Here is a 15,562-nt window from a genome sequence, read left to right on the forward strand (position 1 = left end):
ACGTCGGACTCGGGGGAGATCAGGTCGCCGGACTCGGCGTCGGTGCAGTAGGCGTCGAAGACCTCGGCGGCGGTGAGGGGTTCGAGGTCCTCGCCGCGCAGGCGCCAGCCGTGGACGCGGTCGCGGGCGCCGGGGGCGGTGACGCGCAGGACGAGTCCGCCGGGGCTGTGGGTGGCGATGCCGAGGGCGAGGATCGTGGTGAATTCCAGGGCTTCGGTCTCGTCGAGCCGGGCGGTGCCGTCGGGGGCGGATTCGGCGTGCAGGACGGCGATGAGGGTTTCGGGTGCGGTGGAGACGCTGCACACGAGGTGGCGGTGGCCGGGTGGTGCGCTGGCGAGGATGCGGGTGAGGAGGGCGGAGGCGCGGGTGAAGGCGGCGCGGCCGATGTCCTCGCCGCAGGAGGCGCAGGCGCCGAGGCGGGCGAGGAGGGTCGCGGCGTATTCCCAGGTGGCGCGGCGGACGGCTTCGTCGACGAGGGTGGGGACGAGGTCGGTGAGGGGGCCGCCGTCGTAGGCGATGACGGGGCCGGTGGCGGCGAGTTCGGCCGTGTAGCGGCCTCGGGTCTGCGGGGTGTCGGGGTCGAGGCCGTGGTCGGCGCAGTAGTCGGCGTAGTCCTGGGGGTCGAAGAGGGCGAGGCTGGTGTGGGTGCCTTCGGCGGCGCGGGTCTTGAGGACGGCTTCGACCTGGCGGAGGTAGGTGGTGTGGTCGTCGAAGGTGAAGGTGCGGTAGCGGCGCATGGCGCTGAAGTCGTGTTCGTCGGTGAGGAGGCCGATGGTGCCGGCGATCTCGCGGCGCAGGTCCCGGCGCATGGTCCGCTGGTCGGTGTGGTTCATGGTGTTCCCCCTGTGTGCAGAGCGTTCGGTCAATGCTCACTCACAGTAACCGGCGGCACTGACAACGGGGTCTGCGCGAGCCTGGCTCGTACGAGTCGGTGCTGGATTCCGCAGGTCAGGGCGATAACCGTGCCGAATGCGGCCCAGCCGAGGGGGCCGGTGGCGATGGCGGCGGTGACGGCGAGTGGTCCGACGGTGCGCTGGGCGGACTGGGCGAGGCCGTGGACGCCGAGGTAGGCGCCCTGGGCGGTGTCGGGGGCGAGGGCGACGGAGAGTTCCCAGGAGACGGTGGCGTGGAGGATCTCGGCGAGGGTGAAGGCGGTGGCCGCGGCGGTGAGGAGCAGGGTCGCGGTGACGGCGCCGCCGGTCGCGGCCAGGGCCATGGCGGCGCCGCCCGCGGCGAAGGCGGCCGAGAGCGGGAGGAGGAGGCCGCGGGCGGCGGCGGTGGTCGCGCCGAAGCGGGCCATGGGGACCTGGAGGGCCACGACGAGGAGGTTGTTGAGGACCATGAGCAGGGGTGCGAGGCCGTGGGGCGCGGTGTCGAGGTGGACGATCCACAGCGGGAGGCCGACCTTGAAGACGGCGTCGTCGAGGAAGAGGACGGCTTCGGTGGCGACGTAGGCGAGGTAGGTGCGGTCGCGCCAGGGGCCTCGGGGCCGGGCCGCCTGCGCCGGGGTGTCGGAGTCGGCGACGGTGCGGGCGGGTGAGGGGGGTTCGCCGCAGCGCAGGGTGAGCAGGGCGACGGCGGTGAAGGAGAGGGCGTCGCCGAGGAGGAGCCAGCGGTAGGCGGCGGTGCCGCCGAGGGCGAGGCCCAGCGCTGCCACGAGGCCGCCGATGGCCCAGCCCGCGTTGGCGACGGTGCGTTGGACGGCCTGGTAGCGGACGCGGTCGGGGCCGGCGACGCGGGTGGCGTAGAGCTTGGTGAGGACGCTGCTCGCGCGGTCGCCGAAGCCGCCGAGTGCGGTGAGGGCGAGGAGGAGGGCGAACCGGTCGGTGACGAGGAGGCCGAAGGAGGCTATGGCGCGCAGGAGTTGGACGGCGACGAGGACCCGGGTGAGCGGGAAGCGGTCGGCGAGCAGGCCGCCGCTGGGGGCGCCGGCGATGCCGAGGGCTCCGGCGACGGCGGCGAGGGTGCCGACCTCGGCGAGGGAGAGGTGGGCGACGTAGGTGAAGTACAGGACGGAGACGGTGGCCCACAGGCCGCTGCCGATGCGGTCGACGAGGGCGATGACGACCATGCGGCGGCCATCGGGTCCGCCGGGTATGCGGGGCTCTCCGGTGGTTTTTCGACGCGTCAGCGCCATGGTTCCCCCTTGCGTCATTTTTTGTATTGATACATAATGTCGAATGTGGCAACACAATATGCGATCACGGGGACGACGGCCAAGGAGATTGCCGCGTCCGTGGAACGGGGCGTGTCCGACGGCTCCTTGGGGCCGGGCGCAGCGCTGCCCCCGGTACGGCGGCTCGCGGACGGCCTCGGGGTGAGTCCCGGGACGGTCGCCACCGCCTACAAGGAGCTCCGCGTGCGGGGCATCGTCGTGACCCGGGGACGGGGCGGGACGGTGGTGGCGGAGGTGCCGTCGGTGGCGCCGCGCCGCCCGCCGAAGGTCCCGGAGGGCCTGCGGGACCTCGCCGGAGGCCATCCCGACCCCGCGCTGCTCCCCGGTCTGGTCCCGCCCTCGCGCCTCTCCCCCGGCGCCCGCTCGCACCGCTCGACACCGCGGCTGGCCCGCCTCGAAGAGGCCGTACAGGGCTGGCTCGCGCCGGACGGTGTGCCGGTGGAGCACGTGACGTTCGCGCACGGCGCGCTCGACCTGATCGCCCGGCTGCTCTCCGTGGAGCTGCGCCCCGGCGACGCCGTCGCCATGGAGGACCCGGGATACCACCACCTCCTGGACCTGGTCGCCGCCCTGGGCCTGCGGGTCGTGCCCGTCGCCGTGGACGACGAGGGGGTGCGGCCCGAGGCGCTGGAGGCGGCGTTGCGCGCGGGCGTGCGGGCGGTGGTGTGCAGCCCGCGCGCGCAGAACCCGTACGGCGGGTGCTTCACGCGTGCGCGCAGGGACGCGCTCACCGGGGTGCTGCGTACGGCGCCGGACGTGCTGGTCGTGGAGAACGACCACGCCTCCGAGGTGGCCGGCGCGCCGCTGTGGACGCTCACCGACGGCGGGCCCGCGCGCTGGGTGCACGTGCGGACGGTGAGCAAGTTCCTCGGCACCGACCTCAGGTGGGCGGCGGCGGCCTGTGACGCGACGACGCTGGCCCGGCACGACGGGCGGCTGCTGCTGACCTCGGGCTGGGTGAGTCACCTGCTCCAGGAGACCGTGCACGGCCTGATGACCGACGACGCGACGCGCGCGCTCGTCACGCGTGCGCGCGAGGCGTACGGGCTGCGCAGGACGGTGTTGCTGCGGGAGCTGTCCGCGCGCGGGATCGCCGCGCACGGCGTGAGCGGGATGAACGTGTGGGTGCCGGTGCGCGACGAGTCGGCGGTCGTCAACGGGCTGCGCTCGCGCGGCTGGTGGGTCGCGGCAGGGGCCCGGTTCCGGCTGGCGGCCGGGCCGGGCGTACGGATCTCGGTGGCCGACCTCAAATCCGCTGACGGGGCGCTGCTGGCCCAGGACTTCGTCGGCGTCCTGGGCGAGTCCGAGGCGACCTACGGGGGCTGAGAGGGGCCCTCAGGGGCGTTCTCAGCCCCGTTTGCGGGCGAGGTCCTCGTAGAAGCCCAGCAGGTCGAGGTTGTCGATGGAGCCCGGGTTGACGGCCTTCTCCAGCGGGGTGCCCTGGAGGAGGCGTTTGACGGGCACCTCGATGCGCTTGCCCGTGAGGGTGTGCGGGATGCCGGGGACCTCGATGACCTCGTCCGGGACGTGGCGCGGGGAGAGCTGTTCGCGGATGGTGCCGCGGATGCGGTCGAGGAGGGCCTCGTCGAGGACGGAGCCGGGTGTCAGGTGCACGAAGAGCGGCATCCAGTAGCCGCCGTCGGCCTGTTCGACACCGATAACCAGGGACTCCCTGATCTCGGGGAGGCGTTCGACGACCTCGTAGATGTCGGCGGAGCCCATCCGTACGCCCTGCCGGTTGAGCGTGGAATCGGAGCGGCCGTGGATGATCACCGACCCGCGCGCGGTGACGGTGATCCAGTCGCCGTGGCGCCAGACGCCGGGGTAGGTGTCGAAGTAGCTGTCGTGGTAGCGGCTGCCGTCGGGGTCGTTCCAGAAGCGGATCGGCATGGACGGCATGGGGTTGGTGACGACGAGTTCGCCGACCTCGTCGATCACGGGCCGCCCCTGCGGGTCCCACGCCTGGAGGTCGGTGCCGAGGCCGGGGGCCTGGAGCTCGCCCGTGTACACCGGGAGCGTGGGGACGGCGCCGGCGAAGCAGGAGCACACGTCGGTGCCGCCGCTGACGGAGGCGATCCAGGTGTCGGCGCCCACCTCGTCGTGCAGCCAGCGGAAGCCGTCCGGGGGCAGCGGGGAGCCGGTGGTGGCGACGCACTGCACGCGCGTGAGGTCGTAGTCGCGCGCGGGGTGCACGCCGGCCTTGCGGCAGGCCATCACGTACGCCGCCGAGGTGCCGTAGAGGGTGGCGCCCGTGCGTTCGGCGACGCGCCACTGCGCGCCCGTGTCGGGGTACCCGGGGCTGCCGTCGTACAGGACGACCGTCGTGCCCGTGAGGAGGCCGGAGACCAGGAAGTTCCACATCATCCAGCCGGTGGACGTGAACCAGAACAGGACGTCCTCGGGGCCGAGGTCGCAGTGCAGGCCGAGCTGTTTGAGGTGCTCGACGAGGATGCCGCCCTGGGACTGGACGATGGCCTTGGGCAGGCCGGTCGTGCCGGAGGAGTACAGGACCCACAGGGGGTGGTCGAAGGGGACCTGTTCGAAGACGGGTTCCTCGTCGCCGTCCGTGAGGGACGCCCAGTCGACGGCTCCCTCGGGCGTGTCGGTGCCCAGGAGGGGGATGTGGACGACCGCGCGCACAGTGGGCAGTTCGCGGCGGAGTTCCGCGACGACCTCGCGGCGGTCGTGCTCCTTGCCGCCGTAGCGGTAGCCGTCGACGGTGAACAGGACGACCGGTTCGACCTGCTGGAACCGGTCGAGGACGCTGCGGGCGCCGAAGTCGGGGGCGCAGGAGGTCCACACGGCGCCCACGGCGGCCGTGGCGAGCAGGGCGACCGCCGCCTGCGGAACGTTCGGGAGATAGCCGCTCACGCGGTCTCCCGGCCGTACTCCGAGGCGGCGCAGGGCGGCGGCGAGGGAGCCGACCTGGCCGCGCAGCTCGGACCAGGTGACCGGGCGGGGCTCGTGGGTCTCGTCGACGTGCAGGAGGGCCGGTTCGTCCGCGCGCGTGGCGGCGTGGCGCAGGGCGTGCTCGGCGTAGTTGAGGGTGGCGCCGGGGAACCACTGGGCGCCGGGCATCGAGCGGTCGCCCAGCACGCGCGCGTAGGGCGTCGAGAAGCGGACGTCGAACCACTCGGTGACGGCCGTCCAGAACGCCTCGGGTTCGGCGACCGACCAGGCGTGCAGGGCGGGGTAGCCGCCGTCGGCGGGCGCGCCGTGCTGCCCCGCCGCCCAGGCCTGGAACTTCGTCACCTTCGCGCGGGCGATACGCTCGGCGTCTGGCTGCCAGAGCGGCCGAGGGTTCAGGGTCGACATGGGGCGGCTCCCGGGCGGTGCGCGTGAGGGCGGCGGCTGACACGGACGATGCCATGTGATCGACTTCTGCACCAGGGTGCGCTCCGCCGCGGCGGTGTCGTGACGTCGTGATCCCGTCGCGGGTGAACGGAAGTTGAACGGCACGTGCGCGGGGAACGGCACATGGCAGGGTGAGCAGCATGAACGGTCGTGACCTGGTGCGTTCGATAAAAGTGGTCGGTTCGGTGGGGGCGGCCCAGAAGTTGCGCACCGTACGCGCGGCGTGGCGCAGGAGGCGTACGGACGCCTCCGGGCTGCCGCCCCGGGGCGCGGAGCGGGCGCGGGTGCCCGGGTCCGTGCGGGAGGCTCGGCCGGGGCCCGGCGGGGGCGTCCTGCGGTTCGAGCGGTCCGAGCTGCGGATCATGGTCGCGGTCAACGGCGCGGTGTTCTGGGGCTGGGACGGTGCGGAGCCGGAGCCGTCGTACGCGCTCGCGGGGGCGCCCGAGGCCGATCCGCGCGCGGTGCTGGAGCCCGACAAGGACGGCGGCTGGCGGGTGGTCGCCGAGCGGGCGACGGTCTCGGTGTCGCGGCACGGGGCGATCGAGGTGTGCACGCCCGGGGGCGTGGTGCTGCGGCGCGATCTGCCGCCGCGCTGGTGGGAGCCGGTGGACGGGGGGCCCGCGCGCTGGATGCAGCGTTCGGAGGTGGCGGCGGACGCCCGGTTCTTCGGGCTGGGCGGGCGCGCGGACGGGCCGCGCCTGCGCGCGGGGACGTACCGGCTGTGGAACACCGACCCGGGCGGCTCGTTCGGGCCCGGGGACGATCCGCTGTACCTGACGATGCCGGTGCAGGTGGTCGTCGCGGACGCGGGCACGCACCTGGTGTTCCACGACACGTCCTGGGACGGCACGGTGACGCTCCGGGAGGGCGAGGAGGGGGCCGGTTCGGGGCACGACCGGGCCGGGTCGAGCGAGGTGCGGGCGGAGGGCGGGCCGCTGCGCTGCTGGGTCGTCGTCGGCACGCCCGCGCGCGTACTGCTCGGCTGGGCGTCACTGACGGGCGCGCCCGCGCTGCCGCCGTCCTGGGCGCTCGGGTACCACCACGCGCGCTGGGGCTTCGGCAGCGAGCAGGAGGTGCGGCGGGTCGTCGCCGGCTACCGGGAGCACGGGCTGCCGCTGGACGCGCTCCACCTGGACATCGACCACTTCGACGCCCATCAGGTGTTCACGGTCGACCAGGAGCGGTTCCCCAAGCTCTCGCAGTTCGCGCAGGAGCTGCGCCGGGACGGGGTGCGGCTGGTGTCGATCGTCGACCCGGCCGTGCGCGCGGAGCCCGGCAACGAGGTGTACGACGCGGGAGCGGCCCTGGACGCGTTCGTGCGGGACGCCTCCGGGCGGGTCGTACGGGGTGTCGTGTGGCCCGGGGAGTCGGTGTTCCCGGACTTCACGCACGCGCGGGTGCGCGCCTGGTGGGGCGAGCTGTACGCGGAGCGGCTGGCGCAGGGGTTCTCGGGGTTCTGGCACGACATGAACGAGCCGACGTCGTTCGCGGCCTTCGGGGACACGACGCTGCCCCGTTCGGCGCGGCACGACCTGGAGGGGCGCGGCGGCGACCATCGCGAGGCGCACAACGTGTACGCGCTGTGCATGGCCAGGGCGGGCTACGAGGGCCTGCGGACGCTGGCCCCCGAGGAGCGGCCGTTCGTGTTCTCCCGGTCCGGCTGGGCGGGCCTGCAACGGTACGGCGGGACGTGGTCGGGGGACGTCTCCACGGGCTGGCCGGGGCTGCGGGCGTCGCTGGCGCTGGTGCTCGGTCTCGGCCTGTGCGGGATCCCGTACTCGGGCCCCGACATCGGCGGCTTCGACGGGAGCCCTTCGCCGGAGCTGTACCTGCGCTGGTTCCAGCTGGGCGCGTACCTGCCGCTGTTCCGTACGCACGCGGCGATCAGGGCGGGGCGCCGGGAGCCGTGGGAGTTCGGTCCCGAGGTGCTGGCGCACGCGCGCGAGGCGCTGCTGGAGCGGCGGCGCCTGGCGCCGTACTTCGTGACGCTGGCGCACCTGGCGCGGCGTACCGGTGCGCCGTACGCGCGCCCGCTGTGGTGGGGTGCGCCGGAGGACCGGGCGCTGCGGGACTGCGAGGACGCGTTCCTGCTGGGTGACTGTCTGCTGGTCGCCCCGGTGCTGGGGCCGGACGTGGACCGGCGCGCGGTGCAGCTGCCGAGGGGGCTCTGGTACGACACGGCGACGGAGCGCGCGTACGAGGGGCCGGGGCAGGTCCTGGTGGACGCGCCCGCGGGGCGGATCCCGGTGCTCGCGCGCGCGGGTTCGGTGATTCCGGTGCGGGGCGCGGACGGCGGCCTGGAGCTGGAGGTGTGGGCGCCCGCCCGGGGGCGGACGGGCGGCGGCCTGGTGGTGCGGGACGCGGGCGACGGCTGGGACGAGCCGGAGATCGAGTGGTACGTCACCCGTTGGGAGGGACCGCGGGTCGTCGTCGAGCGGGAGAGCCGTGAGGACGAGGACGGCGTGCTCGAACCGTCCTGTCCGGTGCGGCTGCGGGGTCCGGGCGGGCCGACGGCTCAGATGTAGCGGCCCTCGAAGAAGGCCCGTACGGCGATCGTGTGCAGCGGGAAGGCCAGTTCCTCGGGGCGCCGCAGGAGCTGCCAGCCGTCCGTCTCGTCGGTGGCGGCGGACGCCGGCAGGCGGTCGGCGGGGCGCTCGGGGAGCAGGCCGAACAGCAGGAGGTGGCCGTCGGGGGAGCTCATGGCGTCGGCGAGGCGGACGTCGCGGCTCGCCGCGTCGATGCCCGTCTCCTCCTTGAGCTCGCGGACGACGGCGTGCTTCCAGTCCTCGCGGTCGTCGACGTAGCCGCCGGGCAGGGCGATGCCCCCGCGCGCGGGTTCGACGGTCCGCTGGATGACGACCAGGGCGGTGCCCAGGGTGTCGTACACGGGCTGGAGGGCGATGCCGACCGGCAGGGGGTTGCGGTAGTGCACGGTGGAGCAGGCCGGGCAGATGCGGGGCCAGCCGGTGACGCCCTCCCCGTAGGGGGCTCCGCAGCTCGAACAGTGGCTGTCCCGTGCGGAGTTCGAAGTGGTGTGCTGAGTTTGTGACACGCGGCGGACTGTATCCGATCGCGCGGAGGGCGTCTCGTCGACGGGTTTCAATCCCCCCTGGTGAGCGACGCGGTGGCCACCGGGAAGTCGAAGTACGTGTCCGGATAGGGCTCCGGCTTGAAGGTGTAGTGCCACCATTCCTCGGCGAGGTTCACGAAACCGAGGCTCTCCAGGGTGCTCTTCAGGAGCAGCCGGTTGGCGCGCTGGACGCCCCGCACGCGCGGGTCGAGCGTGTGGGAGAGGGTGTCGAAACAGTCGAATCCGGTCCCCATGTCGACGGAGTTGTCGGGAAATCGCTCCCATCGGGGCGCGTGGCAGGACACCAGGGGTTCGCCGGGGACGTAGGGGCGGGTCGGGAGCGCCGGGAGCTTCACGAGGGTGACGTCCAGGGTGGAGCCCCGGCTGTGGCCGGACTTCTCGGCGATGTAACCGTCCGTGAAGAGGCGGGTCTTGTCGACCTCGGGGTAGAACTCGGCCTTCATCGCCTGGTCGTCGAGGTCCTCGGCCCAGCGCACGAAGTGGTCGACCGCGCGCTGCGGGCGGTAGCAGTCGTAGACCTTGAGGGTGTAGCCCTTGCGCAGCAGGCGCGCCTGCGCGCGGTGGAGGGCCTCGGCGGCGGGGCGGGTGAGGATGCACAGGGGTTCGCGGTAGCCGTCCACGCGCGCGCCGACGAAGTTGTGGACGGTGGTGTAGCGCATCTCCTGGCGGATCGTCGGGTCGACCGAGCGCAGGGCGACGAAGTCGGCGGGTGCCTTCGGCTCGGTGCGGGCCGAGGCCGGGGCGGGGGCGAGGGCCGTGGCGAGCAGGGCGGCGAGCGCGGTGAGGGCTGCTCGGAAGGGTCGTCTCATGCCGTGCACACTTCCCCCGCCGGGCCCTGCCCATTTGCGGGCGGCCGTGACAGACTCCTGACGTTCCGTCAGATCGTGGTGCGGGGAGGTCGCGTGACACGCGTGCGCAGGCCCGTGGTGGACGGCTGGTTCACCGGGGACGGGGACGACTTCAGGCTGCTCGGGACGCGCTGCGGCGCGTGCACGTCGGTGTTCTTCCCCCGGGAGGACGTGCACTGCCGCAACCCCGGCTGCGCGGGCGGCGAGCTGACCGAGGTGCCCCTCTCGCGGCGCGGCCGGGTCTGGTCGTACACCGACTGCCGCTACCGGCCGCCGTCACCCTACGTGAGCGACCGGGAACTTCCGTGGGAGCCGTACGCGTTGGTCGCGGTAGAGCTGGCGGCGGAGCGGATGGTGGTGCTGGGGCAGGCGGCGCCCGGGGTGGGGGTCGGTGAGCTGGCGGTGGGCATGGAGGTCGAGGCGGTGGCGGGGGTGCTGAGCGAAGAACCCGGGACGGTGTGGACGACGTGGAACTGGCGGCCGGTGGAGGTGGAGTCATGACGGCGGAGGTGACCGTGCTCGGCGCGGGCATGCACCCCTGGGGCAAGTGGGGGCGCGGCTTCACGGAGTACGGCGTGACGGCCGCGCGGGCGGCGCTCGCCGACGCGGGGCTCGACTGGCGGGACGTGGACGCGGTCGTCGGCGCGGACACGGTGCGCGGCGGCTATCCGGGGTTCGTCGCGGGGGCGACGTTCGCGCGGGCGCTGGGCTGGCAGGGCGCGCGCGTGACGAGCGTGTACGCGGCGTGCGCGTCCGGGGCGCAGGCCATCGACGTGGCGCGGGCGCGCATCCTCGCCGGGCTCTCCCGCGTCGTGCTGGTGGTGGGCGCCGACGCCGCGCCCAAGGGGTTCTTCCGCCCCGCCGGGGGCGACCGCCCCGACGACCCGGACTGGCTGCGCTTCCGGCTCCTCGGAGCGACGAACCCGGCCTACTTCGGCCTGTACGCGCGCAGGCGCATGGCCGTGTACGGCGACACGCTGGAGGATTTCACCCGGGTCAAGGTGAAGAACGCGGCCCTCGGGGCGCTCAACCCGAACGCCCGCTACCGCGCGCGGGTCACCCCCGAGGAGGTCGACGCCTCCCCCGTCGTCGCCGATCCGCTGCGGCTGCTGGACATCTGCGCGACCTCCGACGGCGGGGCGGCCCTGGTGCTGGCCGGGACGGAGTTCGCGCGCCGGCACAGCAGCCGCAGGCCGGTGCGCATCCGCGCGGTGTCGACGGTGACGCCCCGCTACCCCACCCGGGTGCTGGACCTCCCGGACATCGCCACCGACTCCGCGACGGGCGCCGAACCGTACGGGGAGACGCTGCGGGCGTCCATCACGCGGGCCGCGTACGAGGAGGCCGGCATCGGCCCCGAGGACCTGTCGCTCGCGGAGGTGTACGACCTGTCGACGGCCCTGGAGCTCCAGTGGTACGAGGACCTCGCACTGTGCGGCGAGGGCGAGGGCGCCAAGCTGTTGCAGGCCGGGGAGACAGCACTCGGCGGCCGGACCCCGGTGAACGTCAGCGGCGGGCTGGCCTCCTTCGGGGAGGCGGTCCCGGCGCAGGCCATAGCCCAGGTGTGCGAGCTGACCTGGCAGTTGCGCGGGGAGGCCGGCAAGCGGCAGGTGGCAGGCGCGCGCGTGGGGATCGCCACGAACCAAGGGCTGTTCGGGCACGGGTCGGCGGTGGTCGCGGTGCGGTGAACGGACCCCCGCCGAGGGGGCGCAGGGCGGCCGGAAACACGCGTGAACCTCTCTCGACGCCCCCTGCCGCTCTCCACAGTCCCACGCAGGCCCGGAGCGTCCCTGTGCGGGACTGACAGCGTCACCGAGCACCCGGAAGTGCCGCCGCCTGCCCAGCAGCGCCCAGGAAGGCCGCCAAGGCGCTCCACAGGGCCGGACGGGGCCGAGGAGGCGGGCGGGGTTCGCCCGGTCCGCGCTACGCAGCGGTCCGGCTCCCGTGAAGGCGGAGCGCAGGGTGGGCCGAGGCCGGGGAGCGGACCCGCAGCCCCCGCGCCTCCCCGAGCCTCCGGCCCGCGTCACGCCTCCGCGGTGCCCGCGCGAGACGCCCGTGCCGGCCTCGTACACATCCCGTGCCCGCCTTCTTGACGGTCCCTCAGGGGCGGTGAAAACTTCCCGGTGTCGGGTGACATCGCCGTACATTCTCGGCGTATCCCGGCATGCCGCCGTGTGGGCGCTGTCCGCACTCCCCCGATGCGACGGCACGCTCGTCACGGAGGCCGGGCGGGACGCGGGAACCCTGTCCAGGCCGGAGCACCGGGCCCGGGAGACGCCATGAGCAACGGAGAGGCCTTCGGTACGAGGGTGACGCCGGGGACCGGCGCGCGGGACGCCGTCCGACGCGGCGAGGCGCCGTCCTCCCTGCATGCCTCCGGCGGGAGTCACGCGCGTGCGCCGGTCGCCCGCGCGGTGTCCGCCGGGATCGTCCGCAACGCGGCCCCCTGAGGAGGCAGCCATGACGGAGCGGTACGTCGCCGCGATCGACCAGGGCACCACGTCCAGCCGCTGCATCGTCTTCGACCACGACGGCGCGATCGTCGCCGTGGACCAGCGCGAGCACCGGCAGATCTTCCCGAAGCCCGGCTGGGTGGAGCACGACGCGACCGAGATCTGGGCGCGGACCCAGGCGGTGGTCGCCGGGGCGCTCGCCAAGGCGGGACTGCGGGCCGACCGGATCGCGGCCCTCGGGATCACGAACCAGCGCGAGACGACGGTCCTGTGGGATCGAGGAACGGGCAAACCCGTTCACAACGCGATCGTCTGGCAGGACACCCGCACCGCCGAACTCTGTGCGCAGCTCGGTGGCGCGGACGGGCAGGATCGTTTCCGTGACCGCACCGGACTGCCGCTCGCGAGCTACTTCTCCGGCCCCAAGGTCGCCTGGCTCCTGGAGCACGTCCCCGGACTGCGCGCCCGCGCCGAACGCGGCGAGATCGCCTTCGGGACGATCGACTCCTGGCTGATCTGGAACCTCACCGGCGGGCCCGACGGCGGCCGGCACGTCACCGACGTCACCAACGCCGGCCGCACGATGCTGATGAACCTGGAGACCCTCCAGTGGGACCCCGCCGTGCTGGCCGCGATGGACATCCCCGAGGCCGTGCTCCCCGAGATCCGCTCCTCGGCCGAGGTGTACGGCACCGCCGTGGGCCAGCTGGCGGGCGTACCGGTCGCGTCCGCGCTCGGCGACCAGCACGCGGCCGTCTTCGGGCAGGCGTGCTACGCGGCGGGCGACGCGAAGAACACCTACGGCACCGGGAGCTTCCTGCTGCTCAACACCGGCAACCGGCCGGTGCCGTCGAAGCACGGGCTGCTGACGACGCTGGGCTACAAGATCGGCGGCGAGGCCCCGGTGTACTGCCTGGAGGGCTCGATAGCCATAACGGGCGCGCTCGTCCAATGGTTCCGCGACCAGCTCGGCATCATCCGCAGCGCCGACGAGATCGAGCCGCTGGCCGCGAGCGTCGAGGACAACGGCGGCGCCTACGTCGTCCCCGCCTTCTCTGGGCTGTTCGCGCCGTACTGGCGCTCCGACGCGCGCGGGGTCGTCACCGGTCTGACCCGGTACGTCACGAAGGCGCACCTCGCGCGCGCGGTGCTGGAGGCGACGAGCTGGCAGACGCGGGAGGTCGTGGACGCCATGCGGCAGGACTCCGGGGTCGCCCTCACGTCCCTGAAGGTGGACGGCGGGATGACCCGCAACGACCTGCTGATGCAGCACCAGGCGGACGTCCTGGACGTCCCGGTGATCCGCCCGCGCGTGCCGGAGACGACGTGCCTGGGAGCGGCGTACGCGGCCGGCCTGGCCACCGGCGTCTGGGACGGGCTCGACGAACTGCGCGCGCACTGGCGCGAGGACGCGCGCTGGACGCCGGCCATGGACGCGTCCGTACGCGCGCGTGAGTACCGCAACTGGCGCCGCGCGGTGGACCGGAGCCTCGGCTGGCTGGAGGAGTGACACCCCCTCATGAACCGCGGCCCGTACCCCGGTCGGCGGGGGTACGGGCCGCTCAGGGCCGCACGGCTCAGGTCCCGACGGTGTGCCGGCGGCGCGTGCCGAAGTCCATCGCGTGCTGGACGACGCCGACGAGGATGTCCTTGACGGAGCGCCGGTCGCGCGCGTCGCACAGGAGGACCGGGATGCTGTCGTCCAGGTCGAGCGCCTGGCGGACCGCCTCGACCGGGTAACGGGCCGCGCCCTCGAAGCAGTTGACGCCGATGATGAACGGTATGGAGCGCCGTTCGAAGTAGTCGACGGCGGCGAAGCAGTCCTCCAGGCGGCGGGTGTCCGCGAGGACCACCGCGCCCAGCGCGCCCTCGGTCAGCTCGTCCCACATGAACCAGAACCGCTCCTGCCCGGGCGTCCCGAACAGGTACAGGGTGAGGTCCTCGCGCAGGGTGATGCGCCCGAAGTCCATGGCGACGGTGGTGGTGTGCTTGCTCTCCACCCCGGTGGTGTCGTCGACCGGGCGGCCGGCCTCGGTGAGGATCTCCTCGGTGCGCAGCGGCCTGATCTCGCTGACCGCGCCGACGAGGGTGGTCTTGCCGACGCCGAAGCCGCCGGCGACCAGGATCTTGAGCGTGACGGGCTCGACCGGCGGCTTCCCGCGCTCAGAACGCCCGAAGATCATCGTTCACTTCTCCTGCTTGCTGGTGCTTGCTGGGATTGGGGGAAGGCGGTCGGCCGTGGCCCGCGCCGCCGGGTCTCTCGCTGCCGCCGGGTCCGACGACCGTGCCGAAGGGGTTCGCGGACCGGCCGAGGGCCGTCGCGGGGATCCGGGGACGGCTGCGCCGGGCGGCCTGCGCCGCGTCTGTACGACGCACGCGCGCGGGAGGGCGGTTCCGGAACCGTACAGGAGTCGTGGAGAAGGGGGGACCCGTAACGGGCGGGGAATCCCGGAGGCGGCCGGGAGGGTGTCGTACGGCGGTGTCGGGCGCACGCGCGCGGGGGCCGCCGTGCCGGAGGACCTCCAGGGGTGCTCCGACAGCGGCTCACGGGGCGGTGGGCAGTCGTGCGGGCGGCGCGGGGCCAGGGCGGGCGCGCCGCTCCCCCGGTCCGTCGGCGACTGCCTGCTCACGTCCTCACCCCGTTGTTCCCGCACGGTTCACAGCGCCCGCAGGCCGGTGATCACGTCGCGGAGAATGCTCTCGTCCGGCAGCTCCGCGGGCGGCACCGGACGGTTCACGTGGACGAACTTCTTGTCCACGAGGTCCCCGATGAGCACCCGGACCACGCCGATCGGCAGGTCGAGTTCGGCGGCGAGTTCCGCGACCGACTGCGGGGCGACGCGGCACAGGCCGACGATGTCCACGTGCTCCGGGGAGAGCGTGTGGTCGTCCTCCGGGTCGCCCGCGTCGGGTTCGGCGACGACCACGGCGATGAGGTCGAGGCGGTGGTGCCCCGTGCCGGTGGTGCGCCCGCGCGTCATGGCGTACGGGCGGACGACGGGACCCGCCTCGTCGTCGAACCAGTGCTTCGTTCCCTGACCGTCTGTGCTCATGTCATCCCACAGGCCCGCCGGACGGCAGGTCGGTGCGCGGCGCGGTCCCCAGGTGCACGCCGACCCGCTTGACCAGCAGGGTCATCTCGTACGCGACCTGGCCGACGTCGGAGTCCGCGTCCGCGAGGACGGCGAGGCAGCTGCCGTCGCCGGCGGCGGTGACGAACAGGAACGCGTCGTCCAGCTCGACGAGGGTCTGGCGGACGCTGCCCGCGTCGAAGTGCCGGCCGACGCCCTTGGCGAGGCTGTGGAAGCCGGAGGCGACGGCGGCGAGGTGCTCGCTGTCCTCCCGGGTGAGGTCCTGGGAGACCCCGGTGGGCAGGCCGTCCCCGGAGAGCACGACGGCCTTGCGGATGCTGGCGACGCGGCCGACGAGCTCGTCGAGGAGCCAGTTCAGCTCGCGCTGCTCGGGCGTGTGGCCGCTCGTCTTCGGTGCGGTCATCGACCGTCCCCCTTAGTCGTTCCTCGTGGTGCTGTGCCGTGGGCGTCGTCGCCCTCGGCGTTCTCCTCGCGCCCGCGCTGCCAGCCGCGCTGGAGCGAGGCCATACGGTTGCGTACCTGGTCGGCGTCGCGGTCGGCGAGGTCGG

At 73.7% G+C, this 15,562-nt stretch carries 14 protein-coding genes; 6 read left to right on the plus strand and 8 right to left on the minus strand.

Features of this window, described 5'->3' with window-relative positions:
* Both AOK24_RS12605 and AOK24_RS12610 read right to left on the minus strand, forming a co-directional pair.
* The coding region (locus AOK24_RS12605; RefSeq protein WP_055720152.1) for a hypothetical protein at nucleotides 1-833 on the minus strand (833 nt) is incomplete at its 3' end.
* A gap of 29 nt (nucleotides 834-862) precedes the next feature.
* Nucleotides 863-2,137 (minus strand): MFS transporter, encoded by a 1,275-nt coding sequence (locus tag AOK24_RS12610; protein ID WP_276206833.1) that lies wholly within the window; start codon nucleotides 2,135-2,137, stop codon nucleotides 863-865.
* A gap of 45 nt (nucleotides 2,138-2,182) precedes the next feature.
* Here AOK24_RS12610 and AOK24_RS12615 point away from each other — a divergent pair, with 45 nt between their 5' ends.
* Entirely contained in the window at nucleotides 2,183-3,502 is a 1,320-nt protein-coding gene (locus AOK24_RS12615) for an aminotransferase class I/II-fold pyridoxal phosphate-dependent enzyme (RefSeq protein ID WP_055720163.1), read from the plus strand.
* 21 nt (nucleotides 3,503-3,523) lie between these two features.
* Here the strand turns inward: AOK24_RS12615 and AOK24_RS12620 are convergent, their stop codons facing one another.
* Nucleotides 3,524-5,491, minus strand: coding sequence for an acetoacetate--CoA ligase (locus AOK24_RS12620; protein ID WP_055720154.1), 1,968 nt, complete (start codon nucleotides 5,489-5,491; stop codon nucleotides 3,524-3,526).
* A 179-nt stretch (nucleotides 5,492-5,670) separates the two neighbouring features.
* Here AOK24_RS12620 and AOK24_RS12625 point away from each other — a divergent pair, with 179 nt between their 5' ends.
* Entirely contained in the window at nucleotides 5,671-8,055 is a 2,385-nt protein-coding gene (locus AOK24_RS12625; protein ID WP_055720155.1) for a glycoside hydrolase family 31 protein, read from the plus strand.
* On the opposite strand, the gene AOK24_RS12630 is transcribed toward AOK24_RS12625, so the two are convergent.
* Together AOK24_RS12630 and AOK24_RS12635 are read right to left on the minus strand one after the other, a co-directional pair.
* A complete protein-coding gene (locus tag AOK24_RS12630; protein WP_055720156.1) occupies nucleotides 8,046-8,582 on the minus strand; it encodes an NUDIX domain-containing protein in 537 nt (178 codons plus the stop codon). The genes AOK24_RS12625 and AOK24_RS12630 overlap by 10 nt on opposite strands.
* A 47-nt stretch (nucleotides 8,583-8,629) precedes the next feature.
* Nucleotides 8,630-9,430 (minus strand): M15 family metallopeptidase, encoded by an 801-nt coding sequence (locus tag AOK24_RS12635; RefSeq protein WP_055720157.1) that lies wholly within the window; start codon nucleotides 9,428-9,430, stop codon nucleotides 8,630-8,632.
* Between the two features lie 114 nt (nucleotides 9,431-9,544).
* Between AOK24_RS12635 and AOK24_RS12640 the strand changes: the two genes are divergently transcribed.
* The 4 genes from AOK24_RS12640 (at nucleotide 9,545) to glpK (ending at nucleotide 13,432) form a co-directional block, all read left to right on the plus strand.
* Nucleotides 9,545-9,970 (plus strand): Zn-ribbon domain-containing OB-fold protein, encoded by a 426-nt coding sequence (locus AOK24_RS12640; RefSeq protein ID WP_055720158.1) that lies wholly within the window; start codon nucleotides 9,545-9,547, stop codon nucleotides 9,968-9,970.
* The gene (locus AOK24_RS12645; protein WP_055720159.1) at nucleotides 9,967-11,157 is read left to right on the plus strand and encodes a lipid-transfer protein; all 1,191 of its coding nucleotides are present in this window, start codon (nucleotides 9,967-9,969) and stop codon (nucleotides 11,155-11,157) included. The genes AOK24_RS12640 and AOK24_RS12645 overlap by 4 nt, the downstream gene beginning before the upstream one ends.
* A 591-nt stretch (nucleotides 11,158-11,748) precedes the next feature.
* Nucleotides 11,749-11,919 carry a hypothetical protein gene (locus tag AOK24_RS48460; RefSeq protein WP_159051854.1) on the plus strand — a complete coding sequence of 57 codons (171 nt, stop codon included), beginning with the start codon at nucleotides 11,749-11,751 and terminating at the stop codon, nucleotides 11,917-11,919.
* 10 nt (nucleotides 11,920-11,929) lie between these two features.
* Nucleotides 11,930-13,432 (plus strand): glycerol kinase GlpK, encoded by a 1,503-nt coding sequence (gene glpK / locus AOK24_RS12650; protein WP_055720160.1) that lies wholly within the window; start codon nucleotides 11,930-11,932, stop codon nucleotides 13,430-13,432.
* A gap of 67 nt (nucleotides 13,433-13,499) precedes the next feature.
* Here glpK and AOK24_RS12655 read toward each other — a convergent pair whose 3' ends face one another.
* From AOK24_RS12655 to AOK24_RS12665, 3 genes are all read right to left on the minus strand, one after another.
* A complete protein-coding gene (locus AOK24_RS12655) occupies nucleotides 13,500-14,105 on the minus strand; it encodes a GTP-binding protein (RefSeq protein ID WP_055720161.1) in 606 nt (201 codons plus the stop codon).
* Between the two features lie 474 nt (nucleotides 14,106-14,579).
* Nucleotides 14,580-14,975, minus strand: a complete 396-nt coding sequence (locus AOK24_RS12660; RefSeq protein ID WP_055720162.1) for a DUF742 domain-containing protein — start codon at nucleotides 14,973-14,975, stop codon at nucleotides 14,580-14,582.
* Nucleotide 14,976: 1 nt separating this feature from the next.
* Nucleotides 14,977-15,417, minus strand: coding sequence for a roadblock/LC7 domain-containing protein (locus AOK24_RS12665; RefSeq protein ID WP_010360553.1), 441 nt, complete (start codon nucleotides 15,415-15,417; stop codon nucleotides 14,977-14,979).
* Nucleotides 15,418-15,562 lie beyond the last annotated feature (145 nt).

It is taken from the genome of Streptomyces niveiscabiei (assembly GCF_001419795.1).
GTDB classification, from domain to species: domain Bacteria; phylum Actinomycetota; class Actinomycetes; order Streptomycetales; family Streptomycetaceae; genus Streptomyces; species Streptomyces niveiscabiei.

Bases quoted from the DNA above. Each gene is read 5' to 3' on its own strand.
- AOK24_RS12655 (WP_055720161.1), bottom strand. From the start codon at position 14,105: ATGATCTTCGGGCGTTCTGAGCGCGGGAAGCCGCCGGTCGAGCCCGTC.
- AOK24_RS12635 (WP_055720157.1), bottom strand. From the start codon at position 9,430: ATGAGACGACCCTTCCGAGCAGCCCTCACCGCGCTCGCCGCCCTGCTC.
- AOK24_RS12660 (WP_055720162.1), bottom strand. From the start codon at position 14,975: ATGAGCACAGACGGTCAGGGAACGAAGCACTGGTTCGACGACGAGGCG.
- AOK24_RS12625 (WP_055720155.1), top strand. From the start codon at position 5,671: ATGAACGGTCGTGACCTGGTGCGTTCGATAAAAGTGGTCGGTTCGGTG.
- AOK24_RS12665 (WP_010360553.1), bottom strand. From the start codon at position 15,417: ATGACCGCACCGAAGACGAGCGGCCACACGCCCGAGCAGCGCGAGCTG.
- AOK24_RS12620 (WP_055720154.1), bottom strand. From the start codon at position 5,491: ATGTCGACCCTGAACCCTCGGCCGCTCTGGCAGCCAGACGCCGAGCGT.
- AOK24_RS12645 (WP_055720159.1), top strand. From the start codon at position 9,967: ATGACGGCGGAGGTGACCGTGCTCGGCGCGGGCATGCACCCCTGGGGC.
- AOK24_RS12610 (WP_276206833.1), bottom strand. From the start codon at position 2,137: ATGGCGCTGACGCGTCGAAAAACCACCGGAGAGCCCCGCATACCCGGC.
- AOK24_RS48460 (WP_159051854.1), top strand. From the start codon at position 11,749: ATGAGCAACGGAGAGGCCTTCGGTACGAGGGTGACGCCGGGGACCGGC.
- glpK (WP_055720160.1), top strand. From the start codon at position 11,930: ATGACGGAGCGGTACGTCGCCGCGATCGACCAGGGCACCACGTCCAGC.